Origin of the sequence: Pseudomonas sp. 1D4, from assembly GCF_001728925.1 — a bacterium.
GTDB lineage: Bacteria > Pseudomonadota > Gammaproteobacteria > Pseudomonadales > Pseudomonadaceae > Metapseudomonas > Metapseudomonas otitidis.
The window spans coordinates 61,012-77,866 of record NZ_LXJQ01000006.1; the positions used below are offsets into that span (position 1 = coordinate 61,012).

Sequence of the window (16,855 nt, forward strand, 5' to 3'; positions counted from 1 at the left end):
CCTGGCAATCGGGATGCGGTGGATGGGACGAAACCACGACGAACAGGAGAACACCCCATGAAAGGTTGCTTCGGATGGCTGCCGGCCCTGGTCCTGAGCCTGGGAACGGCGCTGGCGGATGTGAAGGTGCAGAACGATTTCGACTACATCGGCCCGGCGATGCAGCGCTGGGTGGATGGCAACGGCAAGACCCTGCATTACCTGGACGAAGGCCCGCGCAACGGCATCCCGGTGGTGCTGGTCAGCGGGCATGGCACCAGCGGCCGGGCCCTGGTGCTGACCGACTTCCTGCACAGCCTGCGCCAGTCCCTGGGCTTGCGCTTCATCGCCCTGGAACGCAACGGCTTCGGCGAAACGTCCTTCGACCCCAACGGCAACTACGCCAGCTACGCCACCGAGGTGGAGGCGCTGCTGGCACACCTGGGCGTACAACGCTTCTCACTGGTGGCGATCTCCGGCGGTGGGCCGTACAGCGCCGCCATCGCCTCGCGCCTGCCGACACGCCTGCGCTCGGTTCACCTGGCAGCGGCCATCTCGCAAAACGCGGGGGTGGCGGCGCCCTCCCCGTCCTGCGCGCTCAGTGACCAGCAGATCATCGACAAGTACCTGGCTGCCCGTTACGACGTGCCCTCGGTGTGGTGGGACCTGGGGCCGAACACAGCGGTGAACCGGGTGCCGGGCTTCCTAGACGAAGCCGCCGACGAAGGCGCGCGCTTCTTCTATGGCAAGGGTTCGACCGGCTTCGACCTGCAGCCCCTGGTGCACGAGCTGAAGCTCTACTGCAGCCAGCCGGTGGCGGATGTCTCGGCGGTGGCCGCGCCGGTGTTCATCTACCACGGCGAAGCCGACACCACGGTGGTGCCGGCTCACGCCACGTTCTGGCGCAACCACTACGCCAACGTCGTGGCCACCCGCCTGTACCCCGGCGAGGGCCACGACGTGCAGTACCGCCATTGGGGGCAGATCCTCGCGGACCTGGCCTACGGCGGGCGTCGCACGCTGCTGTGCTGGCGCGGGCAATCACGCCTGGTGGAGACCCGCGAGGCCGGCCCGTTGCTCAAGCGCGGCGCCACCCTGGACATCTGCGCCTGGCAGCGCACCAGCCCTTGAGGCCGCGATCTACTGCGTCGGCGCCGGTATCCAGCGGATGGTGCCGCCGCAGCCGGTGAAGCACTGGTCGTAGTCGTCTGCGCAGGAACTGAAGGCGCTGTAGCCGCTGCCATAACCGCCGTAGGTAGCGGGGTACGCGCAGTCCTTGCGGGCCTGGCGCTTGCCCTTGCCGGCCACGCAGTAGTGGTAAGCGTCCATGCGGGCTTCCTGCAGGCGCCGCTTGCTGTCGTCCAGGTAGCCGCATTGTTGCTTCTGCATGCGGCACTGGGCGACGCAGGCCTGGGAGTAACCATCCTTGGGGAGGTCGTATTGGTAGCGGCCGGAAGGGCCGCAGGCAGAAAGCAGGACGAGCGCCGCCGCGCCTGCCAGGGACAGGAGTCGTTTCAAGGGATCACCGGGGTTGGGGGTGGGGCCGGATCAGTCGTCCGGCTGGTACTCGAGGATGTCGCCAGGCTGGCAGTTGAGTGTCCGGCAGATGCGGTCGAGGGTTTCCAGGCGAATGCCCTTCACCTTGCCGTTCTTCAGAAGGGAAAGGTTCTGCTCGGTGATGCCGATGATTTCAGCGAGTTCCTTGGAGCGAACCTTGTTCTGCGCCAGGACCACGTCCAGCCTGATGATGATGCTCATGGTGCCGTTATACGAACGCCTTGACTTCCTCGTTGAGCGAGCGGGCTTCATTCATCATGAAACCGAACGAGCAGACGAAGACCGCCTTGAGGAGTTCGGACATGGATTCGGTATTGAAACCGACGGAAACCGCCAGGAGACCCTCCCCCGGGGGAAGGCCGAGCGATAGTACTAGACCGGTCAGGGTATAGAGAACTGGTTGCAGCACAAGACCGAGGATAGACAGCCCGCCGATGGTCATCAGAAGCCGCGCATTGCGGGTGGACCACAGTTCGCGGCGTGACAGCCGCAGGAAGAACAGCCCCGTCAGCAGCAGGCCCAGGCTTGAGATCAGCACCGGCACATAGTCCAGTGCCACCAACAGGATCAGGTTCAGCGTAGGAAGCTGGTAGTCCTCTGCCAGCAGCAGCGGGATGCTCTCGCCCCAGAACTCCAGATAACTAGTACTGATCAGGCCGCTGTGCCACATGGCGGTGTTGATGATGATGTCGCTGAGGGCCATGACGCAGGCGAGGCCGGCAGTGGCCAGCCCGGCCCACTTGAGGCGCTTGAAGGAAGACAGCAAGGGAAGGTGGTGCATGGGGAAACCGTCCTGGGTTCAATTGCATTTGGGATTAATAAATTATCGTTTCACGATAACTTTTTAAAAAATAATGCAAATAAAGCCGATCGATCAAGCCCTAAAATTCAGGCCGCCCCATTCGTGCCCGCTACCAAGGCACCCGTTCTCGACGGGGACGCCACGACAGACGACGGAGCCACATGCGCGAATGTCGCACCCAGGCCGAGGCTTGCGGCCCTTGGCACCCCCGCAGAGGCGACCGGGCGCACCGAGCCGGCTGACACTTGCCTGCACCTGGCACGTCTATATTTTCCGTATCCCCGGCGCCAGTCCTGCGCCAGGGCCCCGGAGTGTTGCCTCGCATGCCCGATACCCACGACCGCCCGCGCACCAGCCGGATGAAGCGCGACATCGTCCTGATCCTGCTGTTCGCCCTGGTCAGCCTGGCCTTGCTGATTCACTTCGATGCGGGCGATCGCCTGCAACGGGCGGCCGCGCGCCATGAGCACTGGGAGCTGGACGAGATCCTGCTGATGCTCAGCCTGGTGGGCTGGTGCGGCTTCATCTTCGGCGTGCGCCGGCTGATGGAGATGCGCTGGGAGGCCCAGGCCCGGCGCAGCGCCGAACTCAAGGTCACCCGCCTGGCCGAGCACGATATGCTCACCGGCCTGCCCAACCGCCGAGGTCTGCGCAGTCACCTGGAGCCCTGCCTGGGGGTGTCCGACTCGCCGTTCTACTTCGTGCTGGTGGACCTCGACGGCTTCCGCCTGGTCAACGATCTGCACAGCCACGAGGCCGGCGACCACCTGCTGCAGGTGCTGGCCCGCCGGCTGGCCACCGCATTGCCAGAGGGCGACCTGATCGGCCGCACCGGCGCCGACGAGTTCGCCCTGGTGCTGCACTCCCAGAAGAGCCGCACCGCCGCCAACGCCCTGCTGGAGGCTCTGCTGGAGCTGATCCGCCAGCCGGTGCAGCACGAGGACGCGCGCATCGAGGTCAGCGCCACCCTCGGCGTCGCCCGTTACCCGGACGACGGCCGCCGCCTGGACGACCTCATGGCCCGCGCCGCGTTCTGCGTGCAGTCGGGCAAGCGCGAGGGGCGCAACACCCTGGTGTTCTACGAGGCCGGCAACGACACCGAACTGGAGCAGCAGACACGCCTGGTGAAGCTGCTCGACGACGGCATGAAGGCCGGCTACCTGCGGGTGGACTACCAGCCCATCGTTGCTCTGGAGAGCGGCGAGATCCTCGGCTTCGAAGCCCTCGCCCGGCTGGACCACCCCGAGGCCGGCAGCCTGGCGCCTGCGCAATTCATCCCGGCGGCCGAGCGCCTCGGCTACATCACCCGCATCACCCGCCAACTGCTCCAGCGCGCCTGTGAAGAAGCCCGCCAGTGGCCCAACGGTGTGTTCCTCTCGTTCAACCTCAGCGGCATCGACCTGGCAGACGAGAGCCTGCCGTTCCATGTCTCGCGCATCCTCAACAAGGTGGGTTTCCCGCCCCGGCGGCTGGAGCTGGAGGTCACCGAGACCGCCGTGATCGACCATGTCGAGCGGGCCAACGCCAACATCCAGGCGCTGCAGGCCATGGGCATCCGGGTGTCACTGGACGACTTCGGCACCGGCTACTCGTCCCTCGCCCACATCAGCCGCTACAACTTCGACAAGCTCAAGATCGACCGTCAGTTCGTCGCTGCGCTGGACAACGGCAGCAAGGACGAAAGCATCCTGCGAGCCATGCTCGGCCTCAGCCAGGAGCTCGGCATCCCCACCGTTGCCGAAGGCATCGAGACGCAGCGGCAACTGGAATGGCTGCAAAGCGTCGGCTGCCGGCAAGGCCAGGGGTATTACTTCAGCCCGCCGGTGTCCACCGCACAGGCCACCGCCATGGTGGCCCGTGGGCCCTGCCTGCTGGGGCCGGTCCCCCAGCCATCCGCCCGCCCCCACTCCACGGAACCCTGATTCCGCCCCTGGGGTCGTCGCTCCCTGTTACTGAACGGCCGTCCGGGGCGGGGCTGAACCGCCTCAGCCTGCCGCCAGCCGGGCGAAACCGTCGGCCAGGTCAGCCTTGAGGTCGTCCATGTCTTCCAGACCGATCTGCAGGCGCAGGCAGAAGCCCGTTTCCGTCCAGGCCGTGGCGGTGCGGTAGCTGCGGCAGTCGAAGGGGATCACCAGGCTCTCGTAGCCACCCCAGGAGAAGCCCATGCTGAACACCCGCAGGTGGTCCAGCATGGCCGCCAGGCCATCGCGGCTGTAGCGGTCCTCCAGAACGATGGAGAACAGCCCCGAAGCCCCCGTGAAGTCGCGTTTCCAATGGGCATGGCCAGGGCAGTCCTCGAAGGCCGGGTGCAGCACGCGCTTCACCTCCGGCCGGGCCTTGAGCCAGTGGGCCATCTCCAGGCCTCGGCGCTGGGCCTCTTCCAGTCGCAGCTTCAGTGTGCGCAGGCCACGCAGCGCCAGCACGCAATCCTCGGCACCCGGCAGCATGGACATGCTGTCGTAGCTGGCGCGCAGGGCCGGCCAGCATTCGGCGTTGGCCGTCACCAGGCCCAGCAGCAGGTCCGAATGCCCGCCGAGGTACTTGGTGCCCGCCTCCACCGTCAGGTCGATGCCCAGGTCATGGGCCCGCAGGAACAGCGGTGTTGCCCAGGTGTTGTCGAGGATGGTGCGCACCCCGCGCCGCCGCGCCACCTCCACCAGGGCCGGCAGGTCCGGCACCTCAAAGGTCTGCGAGCCCGGCGCCTCGAGGAACAGCGTGGTGGTCTCGGGGCGCATCAGCGCTTCGATGCCGGCGCCGATCATCGGGTCGTAGTAGGTGGTGGTCACGCCGTAGCGGGCCAGCATGTGGTTGCAGAAGTGCCGGGTCGGCCGATAGACGCTGTCCGGCACCAGGATGTGATCGCCCGCGCGGGTGGTGCTGAACAGCGCCAGGGCCACCGCACCCAGGCCAGAGGGCGAGAGCACCGTACCGGCGGCACCGGTCAGTTGGGTCCAGGCATCCTCCAGGTTGGCGATGGTGGGCGTGCCAGCGGTGCCGTAGGAGAAGCGCGCACGGCGCTGCTCGATGTCGTCGAGGGTCTTGTAGATGACCGTGGAGCCCCGGTACAGCGGGCCGTTGACGAAGCCGTACTGCTCGGAAGGATCACGCCCGAGCATGGAAAGGCGGGTGCCGATGCCGAAGGAAGGGATGTCGTCTCTGTTCATGTGCCTGAGCCTGTCGAGGCCCGGCGCAAGCGGCCGGGCAAAGGCCGCGATGCTAACCGATTCCCCACCGTCGTCGGCAGCCCGGGCCGGCATCATGCCCATGGGCAGGCGCCTGAGTCGCTGTTCTCCCAGGGCACGCCGATGCTGGCGGCCGGCGACGAGTTCGCCGCACCCTGAGGGCTTCGCCGGTTACCTGAGGGCGCTGCTGGCCTCGCCCTGAAATGGCACCGGCGCCCCTTCCACGGCCACGCAACTGCGGTTGCGGCCCAGGCGCTTGGCCTCGTAGAGCAGCTCGTCGGAGCGGCGATACATCAGCGCCTCACTGACGGGCAGGTGGAACAGGCAGGCACCGACGCTCACCGTCAGCACCGGGGCTGCTGCCGAACGTGCATGGGGAACTTCCAGGGCTCGCACCTGCTGGACGATCCGCAGCGCCACCGTCGCCAGGTGGGCCTCCTCCACGTCGTAGAGCACCAGGGTGAACTCCTCGCCGCCCAGCCGCGCGGCGATGTCCAGCGGACGGCGGGCGAAGGACTCCAGCACGGTAGCCACGGCGCACAGGGCCGCGTCTCCGGCCTGGTGGCCGTAGTAGTCGTTGTATTGCTTGAAGTAGTCGAGGTCGACGATCAACTGGGCCAGGCTCGCGCCCTCCCGCGCGGCCAGGCCCAGCACGGTCTGTACGTGCTGGTCGAAGGCACGGCGGTTGTGCAGCCCGGTCAGCGGGTCGTGGCTGGACTGCCACTTGAGCAGCTCGCGCAGGAGGAACTGCTCGCGCTTGACCTGATCGCGGATGTACCCGCCCATGGCACAGGCGATGATCGACAACAGGAACACCAGGGACACCGAGCCGTACTGCCCGAGCGACTCCACGGCGTACACCGGGTAGCCCACCAGCAGCCAGAGCCCGAACAATGCCAGCGCCACCAGCAGGCTGCGGCGGAAGCTGATGCCCAGGGGGAAGAAGGCCGCCACTCCCAGCAGCGCGAAGATGCCGTCGGAGAAGTACAGGCCCTTGATCCGGTAGATGAAGATCGAGGCCATGCCGCCCGCCAGTACCAGCAGCAGCACCCAGGAAGCGAAGCGCACCGAGTAGGCCTCGATGCCGCGCAACAGCATCTGCAGCACCAGGCCAACGAGCAGCAGCAGGACACCCACCCGCACCACCACCAGCAACAGCAGCCAGCCGTCGAGGCCGGCCCGCAGGTCGAAGTGCAGCAGGTCCAGCCCCATGAACAACGCCCATACCAGCATCACCACCACGGCAGAAGCCTTCTGGAACGGCAGGAAATCCCGCGTCAGCGAGTCGCGGTACTGCTGTTCGAGCCGAGGCGAAAAACGTGGGCGCAGGAGGCTCCGGCCCTGGTGCGCCTGGTACAACTGCTCAGTGTCCGGATTGCGCATTCCCTTCCCTCCCCGGCGCCTGCCGGTATCCGTCAGGCGTGGTTGGCCTGCACCAGGTCACAGGCTTGCTGGACCGTGGCCACGGCGAAATCGAGCACGGCACGGGCACAGGCCGAGAGCGTGCGGTGGCTGGAATAGGCGGCGTGCAGCGCCCGCCCGCGTACCGCGTAGTCGGGCAGGATGCGCACCAGTTGCTCCTTGCGCCATTCCGCCACCAGGGTGGACAGCAGGGCGACGCCCGTGTCGTTGATTGCCGCGTTGAGCAGCGCCGAACTGGAGGTTGTCGTCAACCTGCCGCCGGAACGCAGGCGATAGGTCTTGCGGCCGCAACTCGAATGCAGCTCGAAGCCCTGGGCGTGCTTCAGGTGCAGGCAGGCGTGCTCGGCCAGGTCCTCCACCCGCTCCGGCACGCCATGCATGGCCAGGTAGCCCGGACTGGCGTAGAGGCCCAGCTCCAGGTCGAACAACTTGCGCACCACGTAGGCGTCGTTCTTCAGCTCACCGAGAAAAAACAGCAGGTCCAACCCATCCAGCACCAGGTCCGGCTCGTGGTCGGCCACTACCACGTCCAGCTCCAGGCCCGGATGCTGGCGCAGAAGCTGGCTGAAGAAGCCGTTCTCCTGGCACTCGAAGAATCCCGTGGGCACCTGGATGCGCACCTGGCCGACGATGCCCTGGGCATCGTCGCGCAAGGTGGCCAGGGCGTTGCCCAGGTGGTCGATGCTCGACTTGCATTTCTGGTAGAGCCGCTCCCCGTCGGCCGTGCAGCGCAACAAGCGGGTGGAACGGAGAAACAGGGCCGTGCCGAGACTGCGCTCCAGGCTCATCAGGCGGCGGCTGAGGGTATTGGCAGGTATCCCTAGTGCCCTGCTTGCTTTTGCGAAGCTTCCTGCCCGTACGATCTGCACGAATAAAGCCAAGTCATCCAGCATCTTCACCAACTTCGAAACTCGTCGAGACTTATCCGCGTCGTGCAGTTTTCATGCTAACAGCCGGTTTTTTTGCAGAGAACCTACATTTCCGGACTGCCGATCTCCATTTTTCGAATGAACTTAACCGGCAAGTAGTGTGCAATTCGCGGTGTTCCGGACGGCCGATTCAGTGGCACCCAACTTTTGTCAAGGAGTTCGGCAAACCCTCGCCAGGCGGGGCTTTCAGCACTTACGGGGAAAATTTCTCATTGCCCCCGAGGAAACTTGGAAGTTGTCCAAGTTGTGGGGGGGCACGATTAATCCGGCGAAGTTGTCATCCGCTGCCATTTACTGGCGAACTTGGATGTAGTAAGGCGACGGAAACTCGTCACCTTCACTGCCGTGTGCAACTTAGGCGACGGAATCAGGACGAATTCGAAGGGCTTGCAAGACCGCCCGACCATTGCAGCCAGGCGGCAGGTGTATCGGATCAGGCAGCGGCGTGGTGAAGGCGAACATTGAACAGCGGGCCCTGGCTGTAGCGCGACAGGGTCTTGGCCAGTGCCAGTACGCCCAGGTCGATCAGCGGCTCCACCAGGATCACGCTCATGTAAGCCAGGCCGAAGGTGCCCACCGAGGCCAGGGTCTCGGCGCTGAAGCCGTGGCCGTAGAAGGCCCAGAAGGCCACCCAGGCGACGATGCCACCCTGGTAGGCAGTGGACAGTGCCAGGGCCTGGCTGTAGCGGGTTTCCACATAGGCAGTGCGGGCCGGGATGATGCGGTTGGCCAGCAGGCTGATGCCCCACAGCGGCACCAGCAGGGTGGTGACGTTCATCCCGTACTGCGGCAGGTCGAAGGGGGCGAAGAACAGGCCCTGGACCAGCAGCCCGGCAGCCAGGCCAATGGCCGCGGCACCGGCACCGAACATCAGCAGCAGGGTCGAGCCGAGGATCAGGTGGACCTCGGAGACGCCCACCGCGTGGTGCGGGAACACCTCGAAGAAGCAGAACACCAGGGCCGTGGCGATCAGGCTGCGCAGGGCCAGGGCGCTGATGCCGCCATTGGTGCGGATACTGTCGTAGGCCATCTTGGCGGTGAGACCGAAAGCGGTGACGGCGGTGCCGTAACTGAGCAGGAGCTTGGCGCCTTCGACGACGCCGGGTTCGATATGCATGTGCGGTTCCTTGCCGCGCCCACCGCGCGGTGACCAGTTCTAGGGGTCGGGCCTCGTGCCCGTGACGGATGGCAGGTCTCCTGGCTCGCAGGTCAATGCTCCACCCACCTTCCCGGCCGGGGCCAGTGGTGCTTCGGGTTTCGCTCGCTGCTTACAGTTGCGGGGGCAGCCATGGCCTGGGCGTTGCGCCGCACCATGTTCCCTGTTGCTCCGGGCGGCTGCCCGGAAACCATCGGCGGCCATCTTACTGGGGGGCCTGCAGGCGGCAAAGGCAAATTTGCAGGGCCCTGCTCATCCCTTTCCGGCCGGCCTGCGCCAACGCCCCCTGCGACAGCCTGCCGCAGGCTGTCCAGCCTGCCCGTGCCGGCGCCGTGCCCAGGTGCCCCGGGGGCCAGGGTGTGGCAGCTCGTCGCAGTCGGGCGATGCCGGAGGCCCTTGCTAGCATCCCTCCCGCAGCCCCAACGGGGTCTGCCATGTGAATGCGGGCGCCCTGGGCGCCCGGTAGTCATCCAGGGACCGGACAGCTAGGCGCCAAGCGGCATACGTCGTTCCCGGAATCACCCGGTACGCCCCGCGTACCCACGACAACAACAGGGAATCGACGCCCATGGCCGCCACACCCTCTTCCTCGCTCTGGGGAACCTCCTTCCGCCCGACGCCCGCCACTGCCTGGCCGCTGCTGCTCCTGCTCTGCGCCGCCGCCCAGGCCCAGGAAGACAGCAAGACCCTGGTGCTGGACAGCACCACCGTCACCGCCACCCGCAGTGCCAACAGCAGCTTTGACCTCCCAGCCTCGGTGTCCACGGTGGACCGCAAGGCCCTCGACGATGCCCAGGCCGACAGCGTCTCCAGCGTACTGCGCAGCCTGCCCAACGTGAACTTTGGCGGCGGCCCCCGCCCTGCAGCACAGATCCCCGCCATCCGTGGCCTGCAGGGGCCACGCATCATCCTCACGGTGGACGGCGCGCGGCGTAACAACGAGGGCGGCGTGAACAGCCCGCTGCTGCTCGACCCCGACTTCATCCGCCAGGTGGACGTGGTGCGCGGCCCCATGTCGGCGGCCTATGGCAGCGGCGGCCTGGGCGGCGTGATGGCCTTCGAGACCCTGGCAGCGGAAGACTACGTCGACCCCGAGCGCGGCTACGGCGGCCAGGCCAAGGTGGGTTACCGCAGCGGCAACGAGGCCTTCTCCACCCACCTCACCGCCGCAGCGATGAACGACCAGGCCGACGTGCTGGCCAGTGCCACCTACCGCAACTACGGCGCCATTCACACCGGCAAGGGCGGCGCTGATTCGGAGTACCCCAACGACGGCGACCTGGGCGCCAGCCTGCTCAAGGCCGGCCTCAACCTGGGCGAACTGAACCGGGTGGAGCTGAGCCGCCAGACCTTCGACGACGACTTCACCGGCCCCACCAACCCCGGCGGCAACCTGGTGTTCCCCTTCGACCAGGACACCCGCCGCCGGCAGGAGCAGTACACCGGCAACTGGTCGTTCCACGACACCGACCGCAGCTGGCTGGACGGCAAGCTGAGCCTCTACCGCACCCGCTTCAGCCTCGCCGGCCACAGCCGCTCGACACCGCCCCAGGCCGACACCTCGGCCATGACCCGCACCGACGGCGGCAGCCTGCAGAACACCAGCACCTTCGAGGTGGGTGAGCACTACCGCCAGCGCCTCACCTACGGCGTGGACTACTACAAGGACACCGCCGAGAACACCTCCAACGGCCAGGGCAACTCGGTGCTGCCCGACGGCGAGCTGCGTGCCCTTGGCGGCTTCATCCAGAGCGAGCAGACCTTCGACCGCTGGACCCTGATCGCCGCGTTGCGCCACGACGACTACAGGCTGTCCTCCCCCGGCCAGGGCGATGCCCGCCACAGCCGCCTCTCGCCGAAGATCGCCCTGAAGTACCAACCCATCGACCCCCTGGGGCTGTTCGTCAGCTACGGCGAAGCCTTCCGCGCGCCGACCATGACCGAGATGTACGGCAACCTGGACACCCGCCGGGCGCTATTCAACTTCCGCCCCAACCCGACCCTGGAACCGGAGACCAGCAAGACCTGGGAAGCCGGCTTCACCCTGGACTTCAGCGACCTGCTGGCCAGCGGCGACCAGTTCCGCCTCAAAGCCACCGGCTTCGACGAGGACGTCTACGACCTGATCGACTCCCAGGTGGTCGGCACCTACGTGCGCCAGGCGCCCTTCGCCGGTGTCGGCCAGGTCTTCCAGCGGCGCAACGTGGCCCGGGCCGAGCGCCGGGGTGGCGAGATCGAAGCGGCCTACGAGCTGGACCGCCTGAGCGTCGGCCTGGGGTATTCCCAGCTGCGCTCGCGCAACGCCCAGACCGGCGCCGACCTCTACGCCCCGCCGGACAAGCTGGCCCTGACCCTGGGCTACCGCCTCAACGAGCAGTGGTCGGTCAACTACCGCGGGCAGTTCGTCAAGGCCCAGGACTACGACGACACGCTGTTGCGCCGCCGCGACGGCTACGCCCTGCACGACATCGGCCTGACCTGGGAGCGCGACCCGTACCGCGTCGACCTGGGGGTGACCAACCTGTTCGACCAGGCCTACGCCACCTACCAGCAGACCCAGGCCAACACCTTCAGCTACGAGGAAGGCCGCAGCGTCAACCTCACCCTCAGCTCGCGCTTCTGAGAGGCCGCCCATGCACGCCCATCGCCTTCCCCTTCTGCTCGGCACGACCCTGCTCTCGGCATGTGCCGCCCAGGCACCCAGCGGCCCGCAACCGGTGGTGATCGACTTCGCCCTGCTGGCCAACGGACACCCCGCCCGCTGCGGTGCGCCCCTGGGCCCGCAGGGCGCCGATGCCCGCCCCTCGACCCTGCGCGATGCGCGGTTCTACGTGCAGGACGTGGCGCTGCTCCGCGCCGACGGCCAGGCCGTGCCCCTGGTGCTCGACCACGACGACTGGCAGGACGGCCAGGTCGCCCTGCTGGACTTCGAGGACGCCACCGGCACCTGCCGGGGCGGCACCCCGGCCACCCGCACCCAGGTGCGCGGCCAGGCACCGGCCGGCGACTACGTCGGCCTGCGCTTCAGCCTCGGCGTGCCCGAGGCCCTCAACCACACCAGCACCGAACTCCAGGGCCCGCCCCTGGACATCGCCGCCATGGGCTGGAGCTGGCAGGCCGGGCGCAAGTTCGCCAAGGTCGAGGTCAACCCCGAAGGCGGCGTGGCCAAGGCCGATGGCGCCAGCGCCCCCAGTTGGTACCTGCACCTGGGCTCCACCGGCTGCAGCGGCAACCCGCTCACCGGAGAAACGGTGGCCTGCCTGCGGGCCAACCGGGTGCCCGTCACCCTGCGCGGTTTCGACCCCCGGCGCGATGCCGTGGCACTGGACCTGTCCAGCCTGCTGGCTGGCAGCCAGCTCGGCCGTGACCAGGGCGGCGCTGTGGGCTGCATGAGCGGCCCGGACGACCCCGAATGCCCGGCGGTGTTCGCCCGCCTCGGCCTGGACCTGGCCAGCGGCCAGCCGCTGCCGGATGGCCAGGTTCCGGCCTTCCGCGCCGTACCCCGGCCATGACGCGGCGCATCGGCCGACTCGCCGCACTGCTGGCCGGCCTCGGGCTGGTCGGCAGCGCCCTGGCACAGGACTGGGCCTGGCCACTGCCCAGCCACGTGCCCGCGCCCCGCGTACCGGCGGACAACCCCATGAGCGCCGCCAAGGTGGAGCTGGGCCGCCGGCTGTTCTACGACCCGCGCCTCTCCGGCAACGGCACCCTCGCCTGCGCCGGCTGCCACCTGCAGGCCAAGGCCTTCAGCGACCGCACGCCACGCTCCACCGGCAGCGCCGGCGCCCTCACCCACCGCAATGCCCCGGGCCTGGCCAACGTGGCCTGGAACGCCACCTACAACTGGGCCAACCCGGCCGTGGTGTCCCTGGAGCGGCAGATGGAAGGCCCGCTGTTCGGCGACGACCCGGTGGAGATGGGGGTGAACGACAGCAACCGCGCCACCATCCTCCAGCGCCTGCGGGAGGAGCCGCTGTACCCGCCGCTGTTCGCCCAGGCCTTCCCCGAAAGCCCCGAGCCCATCGCCATGGCCTCGGTGATCCGCGCCATCGCCGCCTTCGAGCGCACCCTGCTGGCGGTGGACAGCCGCTACGACCGCTACCTGCAAGGCCGCCTGCAACTGACGGCCGCGGAAAAGCGCGGCATGGAGCTGTTCTTCGGCGAACGCGCCGAATGCCACCACTGCCACGGCAGCTTCAACTTCAACGACCAGGTGGTGCATGCCCGCACCCGCGAGGTGGAAACGCCCTTCCACAACACCGGGCTCTACAACCTGGATGACCAGGGCAGCTACCCCTTCCCCAACCGGGGCGTGTTCGAGCTGACCGCCCAGGCCCAGGACATGGGCGCCTTCCGCGCGCCCAGCCTGCGCAACGTGGCACTGACCGCGCCCTACTTCCACGACGGCAGCGCCGCCACCCTGCGCGAGGTGCTGCGCATCTACTCGGCCGGCGGCCGCGACATTCCCGAGGAGCCGCTGAAGGGCGATGGCCGGCGCAACCCGCACAAGAGCGGGCTGATCGCCCGCATCGACCTCAGCGAGGCCGAGCTGGACGATCTCGAAGCCTTCCTCGGCAGCCTCACCGACCTGAGCCTGCCCCATGACCCCCGCTACGCCGACCCCTGGCCGGCGGGCTACCGGTTCCAACCCACCCACACCCAGGAGGCTGCGCACCGAGAAACCGCCCACCGTTCCACCTCACAACCCTGACGGCGTTGCCGTCGAACGACGTTCCTTTCATTGCTGATCCACAAGGAGAAACCCCATGAACATCAAGATCGCCAGCAAGAAAACCCTCACCGTCGCCGGTCGTGCCGGTGCCTGCTGTGGTGCCTGCTGCGCCCCGCTCGGGGTGAACTGAGCCCCACCCACGCCGGCGCCTGCCGCCGGCGTGGGTTCCCGACAAGGAGGAACCATGCGCCTGGGATTCAACTTCACCCTCGGGGAAACCACGCCCCTGGTCCGCCGCCTGCTGGCCGAAGGGCGGATCGACTACGTGGAGCTGCTGATCGACAACTTCCTCACCCTCGACACGGACACCCTGGCCGGGGCCTTCGACGCGCCGATGGGGTTCCACATCATGTTCTCGCGCTTCATCGAGGCCGACGCCGCCAGCCTGGACGACATGGCCCAGCGCCTGCGCACGCTGATCGACCGGGTCAAGCCGCTGTACGTCTCCGATCATGTCGCCCGCTTCAGCCACGAGGGGCGCCAGCTCTACCACCTGGCCGAGATCGACTACCAGGCCGACTACGCCCGCGTGCGTGATGCCGTGGACGCCTGGCAGCAGCGCCTGGGCTGCCAGCTTCTGCTGGAGAACTACCCGTCCATCCTCGAAGGTGGCCACGACGCGCCGGCCTTCTTCGAGCGGCTGTGCCGGGAGACCGGTGCGGGGGTGCTGTTCGACATCTCCAATGCGGTGTGCGCCCACCTCAACTGCGGTGTGCCCCTGGAGGCCTGGCTGCCGGTGATCGACGCCTCCCGCCACTTCCACGTCGCCGGCTACAACCTGTCGATCCTCCAGCCGCACCTGGTGCTGGACACCCACGACCGCCCGCTGTCGGATGAAACCCTGGCATTCATCGAAACCTGGCGCGAGCGCTTCGACCGCCCCGGCGCCACCCTCACCTACGAGCGTGACGACGCCTTCGTGCAGCGCGAGATCGACAGCGACCTGGCCTGCCTGCGCACGCTGTTCGCCCAACCGGAGGTGCGCCGCCATGGCTGACCAGCCGCGCACCGACAGCCAGTTGCTGGCGGCCCTCTACCAACCGGCCCGCCAGGGTGACTACCCCCGTGACTCCCGCGCCTTCGTGCGCATCGACACCAGTCTGCGGGTCTACTGGCACAGCCTGTTCGACATCTGCCCCGGCCTTCTGTCCCTCTCCGGCCCCGATGGCCTGGCGATCTTCCGCCCGTTCATGGCCTGGGCGGTGGAACAGGGTTGCTCGTTCAACTGGGCCTGGTACCTGTGGGTGGACGTGTGGCTGCAGCAGTCGGCGTTCCGCGACGCGGTGGACGATGAGTTGCGCTACAGCCTGATGGCCGCCTCCGCCGCCCGCTGGGCCACCGGCGACCGCTCCGGCCAGCGCGGCATCGTGCTCGGCAGCGCCGCCCTGCCCGACCTGGTGTGCGGCTGGAAGGCCAGCAGCCTGGAGGCCGGCCGCCAGGTCGAGCGCTTCGAGCTGGAGGAACCCCTGCCCGCACCCGCTGCCGCCTTCGGCTACTTCACCAGCGCCACCGGCGACCTCTCCGAGGGGTTCCCCGGATGGACCGACCTGCCCCGTTGAACACCCGGTTCTGGCACGGCTACCTGGCCCTGCTGCTGGCCTTTGCCGCCGGCCAGCTAGGGCCGCAGATCGACCTGGCGGTGCTGGCCCGGGCCGACGACGCTCTGGCCGGCCTGTACGTACTGCTCACCCGCCTGGCACTGCTGGAACTGGTGGTCACCATGGCCCTGGGCACCGCGCTGTCGGTGATGGCCAGCCAGGCCCAGCGCGCGGGCCGCCACGGGGAAGGACTGCGTCCGGCCCTGGTGCTGGCAGGGGCGCTGGGGGTGCCCCTGGGCCTGCTCGGCGCCCTGGCCGGCCTGGGGTTGCTGCCGATGCTGCTGCACAGCGAGGCGGCGCGGTTGCCCGAGGTGATGGCGGCGCTGCCCTGGTTCTTCCTCGCCACGCCCCTGCGCCTGCTCAACGGCTGCGCCGGCCTGTTGCTCCACGCCCGTGGCGAGGGCCGGCAGGCGCTGCGCATCAAGGGCGTCGAGCTGCTGGCACGGCTGGTGCTGGACCTGGTGCTGGTCCTGGGGTTCGGTGCGGGCCTCTCGGGCTGCTTCATCGCCGGCCTGTTGCTGAACCTCGGCACCTGCGCCTGGCTGTTGCGCCACCTGGCCCGAGCCTCCCCGGGCCAACCATGGCGCCCTCGGTGGGCCTGGTGCCGGCAGGCGCTGCTGCACAGCGGCTGGGAGAGCCAGCGGGTGCTGGCGATCCAGGCCTTCGGTCTGGCGGCTGTGGTGCTGGTGGCCATGGACCACCCCTGGCCGGAGTCCAGCGGGCGCCTGGATGGATTTTCCGCCGTACTCACCCTGGGGCTGCTGGTGCTGTCGCCGCTCAACGCCCTGCTGCGCTTTCTCGCCCTGCGCCTGGCGGCCGGTGACCCGGTGGCGATCCGCGATGAAGTGCGGCGACGGGCGCTGCCCGTCGCTGCCGTGGCGTCGGTGGGCCTGCTGCTGGCAACACAGGCCCTCGGCCAGCTCTACGGGCAATCGGGCCCCTGGTGGACGGCCGGCCTGCTGCTGCTCGCGCTGTCCCTGCCGCTGCGGGTGCTGGGCAACCTCCAGCGCGCCCAGTACCAGGCGGCCGGGCGTTTCGCCGAGGTCAGCCGGCTGGAGGCCGCTGCCCTCTGGCTCGTCGGCCTGCCGGTGCTGCTGGCCGGCCTGGCGCTGGACTGCCCACCCCTGGCCTATGCCTACCTGCTGTTGCCCGAACTGTGCGTGATCACGGGTCTGCACAGCAGGAAGGCCTGGGCCAGCCTGGCAGGGCCTGGCGAACGCACCGAGGGCTGAGCCACCTGGACGTAATCGGTTGCATCGTCGGGATGCTCAACAAGGGCGCCAAGGGTGACCTGTACCGCTCGCTGACCGGTGCGGAGCTGGGCTCGGGTGTCACCACTCGCCCGGCCGACTGGTGTGGACGCTTCCCCGTGCACGGCTTGGCGGCCTGTGTACGGGGCTTTTCAGCGATTCGATTCATGCGCGGCCCGCTGTTTCGCAACGGCGACACTCTGCTAGCATTGCCACCCAGCCCGACCTGAACCTACCCGGACCGACGT

General features: G+C 68.1%; 16 protein-coding genes, 1 pseudogene and 1 riboswitch. Of the genes and pseudogenes, 10 read left to right on the forward strand and 7 right to left on the reverse strand.

What is annotated here, in order from left to right:
• Positions 1-57: 57 nt before the first annotated feature.
• Complete coding sequence (locus A7D27_RS04825) at positions 58-1,110, forward strand: alpha/beta fold hydrolase (protein WP_069560666.1); 1,053 nt, start codon at positions 58-60, stop codon at positions 1,108-1,110.
• 9 nt (positions 1,111-1,119) lie between these two features.
• Here A7D27_RS04825 and A7D27_RS04830 read toward each other — a convergent pair whose 3' ends face one another.
• Genes A7D27_RS04830 through A7D27_RS04840 form a run of 3 tightly spaced genes read right to left on the reverse strand, consistent with a single transcriptional unit; the run spans position 1,120 to position 2,317 of the window.
• Positions 1,120-1,497, reverse strand: coding sequence for a hypothetical protein (locus A7D27_RS04830; protein WP_069564234.1), 378 nt, complete (start codon positions 1,495-1,497; stop codon positions 1,120-1,122).
• 30 nt (positions 1,498-1,527) lie between these two features.
• The gene (locus A7D27_RS04835) at positions 1,528-1,737 is read right to left on the reverse strand and encodes a helix-turn-helix transcriptional regulator (RefSeq protein WP_044402756.1); all 210 of its coding nucleotides are present in this window, start codon (positions 1,735-1,737) and stop codon (positions 1,528-1,530) included.
• Between the two features lie 7 nt (positions 1,738-1,744).
• Positions 1,745-2,317, reverse strand: a complete 573-nt coding sequence (locus A7D27_RS04840; protein ID WP_069560668.1) for a hypothetical protein — start codon at positions 2,315-2,317, stop codon at positions 1,745-1,747.
• 344 nt (positions 2,318-2,661) lie between these two features.
• Between A7D27_RS04840 and A7D27_RS04845 the strand changes: the two genes are divergently transcribed.
• Complete coding sequence (locus tag A7D27_RS04845) at positions 2,662-4,260, forward strand: bifunctional diguanylate cyclase/phosphodiesterase (protein ID WP_069564235.1); 1,599 nt, start codon at positions 2,662-2,664, stop codon at positions 4,258-4,260.
• 63 nt (positions 4,261-4,323) lie between these two features.
• On the opposite strand, the gene metC is transcribed toward A7D27_RS04845, so the two are convergent.
• The 4 genes from metC to A7D27_RS04865 form a co-directional block, all read right to left on the reverse strand.
• On the reverse strand, positions 4,324-5,502 hold the full coding sequence (gene metC, locus A7D27_RS04850) for a cystathionine beta-lyase (protein ID WP_069564236.1): 1,179 nt from the start codon (positions 5,500-5,502) through the stop codon (positions 4,324-4,326).
• A gap of 189 nt (positions 5,503-5,691) precedes the next feature.
• Positions 5,692-6,903, reverse strand: a complete 1,212-nt coding sequence (locus tag A7D27_RS04855; protein ID WP_069564237.1) for a diguanylate cyclase — start codon at positions 6,901-6,903, stop codon at positions 5,692-5,694.
• 32 nt (positions 6,904-6,935) lie between these two features.
• Complete coding sequence (locus A7D27_RS04860; RefSeq protein ID WP_139131105.1) at positions 6,936-7,835, reverse strand: LysR family transcriptional regulator; 900 nt, start codon at positions 7,833-7,835, stop codon at positions 6,936-6,938.
• A 469-nt stretch (positions 7,836-8,304) separates the two neighbouring features.
• Positions 8,305-8,988 (reverse strand): energy-coupling factor ABC transporter permease, encoded by a 684-nt coding sequence (locus A7D27_RS04865; RefSeq protein WP_069560673.1) that lies wholly within the window; start codon positions 8,986-8,988, stop codon positions 8,305-8,307.
• Positions 8,989-9,040: 52 nt separating this feature from the next.
• Positions 9,041-9,237: riboswitch (cobalamin riboswitch) on the reverse strand.
• A gap of 358 nt (positions 9,238-9,595) precedes the next feature.
• Between A7D27_RS04865 and A7D27_RS04870 the strand changes: the two genes are divergently transcribed.
• The 8 genes and pseudogenes from A7D27_RS04870 to A7D27_RS29025 all read left to right on the forward strand — a co-directional run.
• Entirely contained in the window at positions 9,596-11,650 is a 2,055-nt protein-coding gene (locus A7D27_RS04870; RefSeq protein ID WP_069564238.1) for a TonB-dependent hemoglobin/transferrin/lactoferrin family receptor, read from the forward strand.
• Positions 11,651-11,660: 10 nt separating this feature from the next.
• Positions 11,661-12,539, forward strand: a complete 879-nt coding sequence (locus A7D27_RS04875) for an MbnP family copper-binding protein (protein WP_069560675.1) — start codon at positions 11,661-11,663, stop codon at positions 12,537-12,539.
• A complete protein-coding gene (locus A7D27_RS04880; RefSeq protein WP_083265525.1) occupies positions 12,536-13,738 on the forward strand; it encodes a methanobactin export MATE transporter MbnM in 1,203 nt (400 codons plus the stop codon). The genes A7D27_RS04875 and A7D27_RS04880 overlap by 4 nt, the downstream gene beginning before the upstream one ends.
• Before the next feature lie 55 nt (positions 13,739-13,793).
• Entirely contained in the window at positions 13,794-13,889 is a 96-nt protein-coding gene (mbnA, locus tag A7D27_RS26985; protein ID WP_074971730.1) for a methanobactin, read from the forward strand.
• A gap of 54 nt (positions 13,890-13,943) precedes the next feature.
• Positions 13,944-14,756 carry a methanobactin biosynthesis protein MbnB gene (mbnB, locus tag A7D27_RS04885; RefSeq protein ID WP_069560676.1) on the forward strand — a complete coding sequence of 271 codons (813 nt, stop codon included), beginning with the start codon at positions 13,944-13,946 and terminating at the stop codon, positions 14,754-14,756.
• Positions 14,749-15,318, forward strand: a complete 570-nt coding sequence (mbnC, locus tag A7D27_RS04890; RefSeq protein ID WP_083265526.1) for a methanobactin biosynthesis protein MbnC — start codon at positions 14,749-14,751, stop codon at positions 15,316-15,318. The genes mbnB and mbnC overlap by 8 nt, the downstream gene beginning before the upstream one ends.
• Complete coding sequence (gene mbnM, locus A7D27_RS04895; protein ID WP_139131106.1) at positions 15,297-16,589, forward strand: hypothetical protein; 1,293 nt, start codon at positions 15,297-15,299, stop codon at positions 16,587-16,589. The genes mbnC and mbnM overlap by 22 nt, the downstream gene beginning before the upstream one ends.
• Positions 16,586-16,696: pseudogene (locus A7D27_RS29025) on the forward strand (Mn-containing catalase); the annotation flags it as partial. The gene mbnM and the pseudogene A7D27_RS29025, both read left to right, overlap by 4 nt.
• Positions 16,697-16,855: the final 159 nt, after the last annotated feature.

Excerpts from the sequence above, each read along its gene's own strand:
- A7D27_RS04870 (WP_069564238.1), top strand. The coding sequence starts at position 9,596 with ATGGCCGCCACACCCTCTTCCTCGCTCTGGGGAACCTCCTTCCGCCCG.
- A7D27_RS04860 (WP_139131105.1), bottom strand. The coding sequence starts at position 7,835 with ATGCTGGATGACTTGGCTTTATTCGTGCAGATCGTACGGGCAGGAAGC.
- A7D27_RS04825 (WP_069560666.1), top strand. The coding sequence starts at position 58 with ATGAAAGGTTGCTTCGGATGGCTGCCGGCCCTGGTCCTGAGCCTGGGA.
- mbnB (WP_069560676.1), top strand. The coding sequence starts at position 13,944 with ATGCGCCTGGGATTCAACTTCACCCTCGGGGAAACCACGCCCCTGGTC.
- A7D27_RS04835 (WP_044402756.1), bottom strand. The coding sequence starts at position 1,737 with ATGAGCATCATCATCAGGCTGGACGTGGTCCTGGCGCAGAACAAGGTT.
- mbnC (WP_083265526.1), top strand. The coding sequence starts at position 14,749 with ATGGCTGACCAGCCGCGCACCGACAGCCAGTTGCTGGCGGCCCTCTAC.
- A7D27_RS04840 (WP_069560668.1), bottom strand. The coding sequence starts at position 2,317 with ATGCACCACCTTCCCTTGCTGTCTTCCTTCAAGCGCCTCAAGTGGGCC.
- A7D27_RS04845 (WP_069564235.1), top strand. The coding sequence starts at position 2,662 with ATGCCCGATACCCACGACCGCCCGCGCACCAGCCGGATGAAGCGCGAC.
- A7D27_RS04865 (WP_069560673.1), bottom strand. The coding sequence starts at position 8,988 with ATGCATATCGAACCCGGCGTCGTCGAAGGCGCCAAGCTCCTGCTCAGT.
- A7D27_RS04855 (WP_069564237.1), bottom strand. The coding sequence starts at position 6,903 with ATGCGCAATCCGGACACTGAGCAGTTGTACCAGGCGCACCAGGGCCGG.
- mbnM (WP_139131106.1), top strand. The coding sequence starts at position 15,297 with ATGGACCGACCTGCCCCGTTGAACACCCGGTTCTGGCACGGCTACCTG.
- A7D27_RS04875 (WP_069560675.1), top strand. The coding sequence starts at position 11,661 with ATGCACGCCCATCGCCTTCCCCTTCTGCTCGGCACGACCCTGCTCTCG.
- mbnA (WP_074971730.1), top strand. The coding sequence starts at position 13,794 with ATGAACATCAAGATCGCCAGCAAGAAAACCCTCACCGTCGCCGGTCGT.
- A7D27_RS04880 (WP_083265525.1), top strand. The coding sequence starts at position 12,536 with ATGACGCGGCGCATCGGCCGACTCGCCGCACTGCTGGCCGGCCTCGGG.
- metC (WP_069564236.1), bottom strand. The coding sequence starts at position 5,502 with ATGAACAGAGACGACATCCCTTCCTTCGGCATCGGCACCCGCCTTTCC.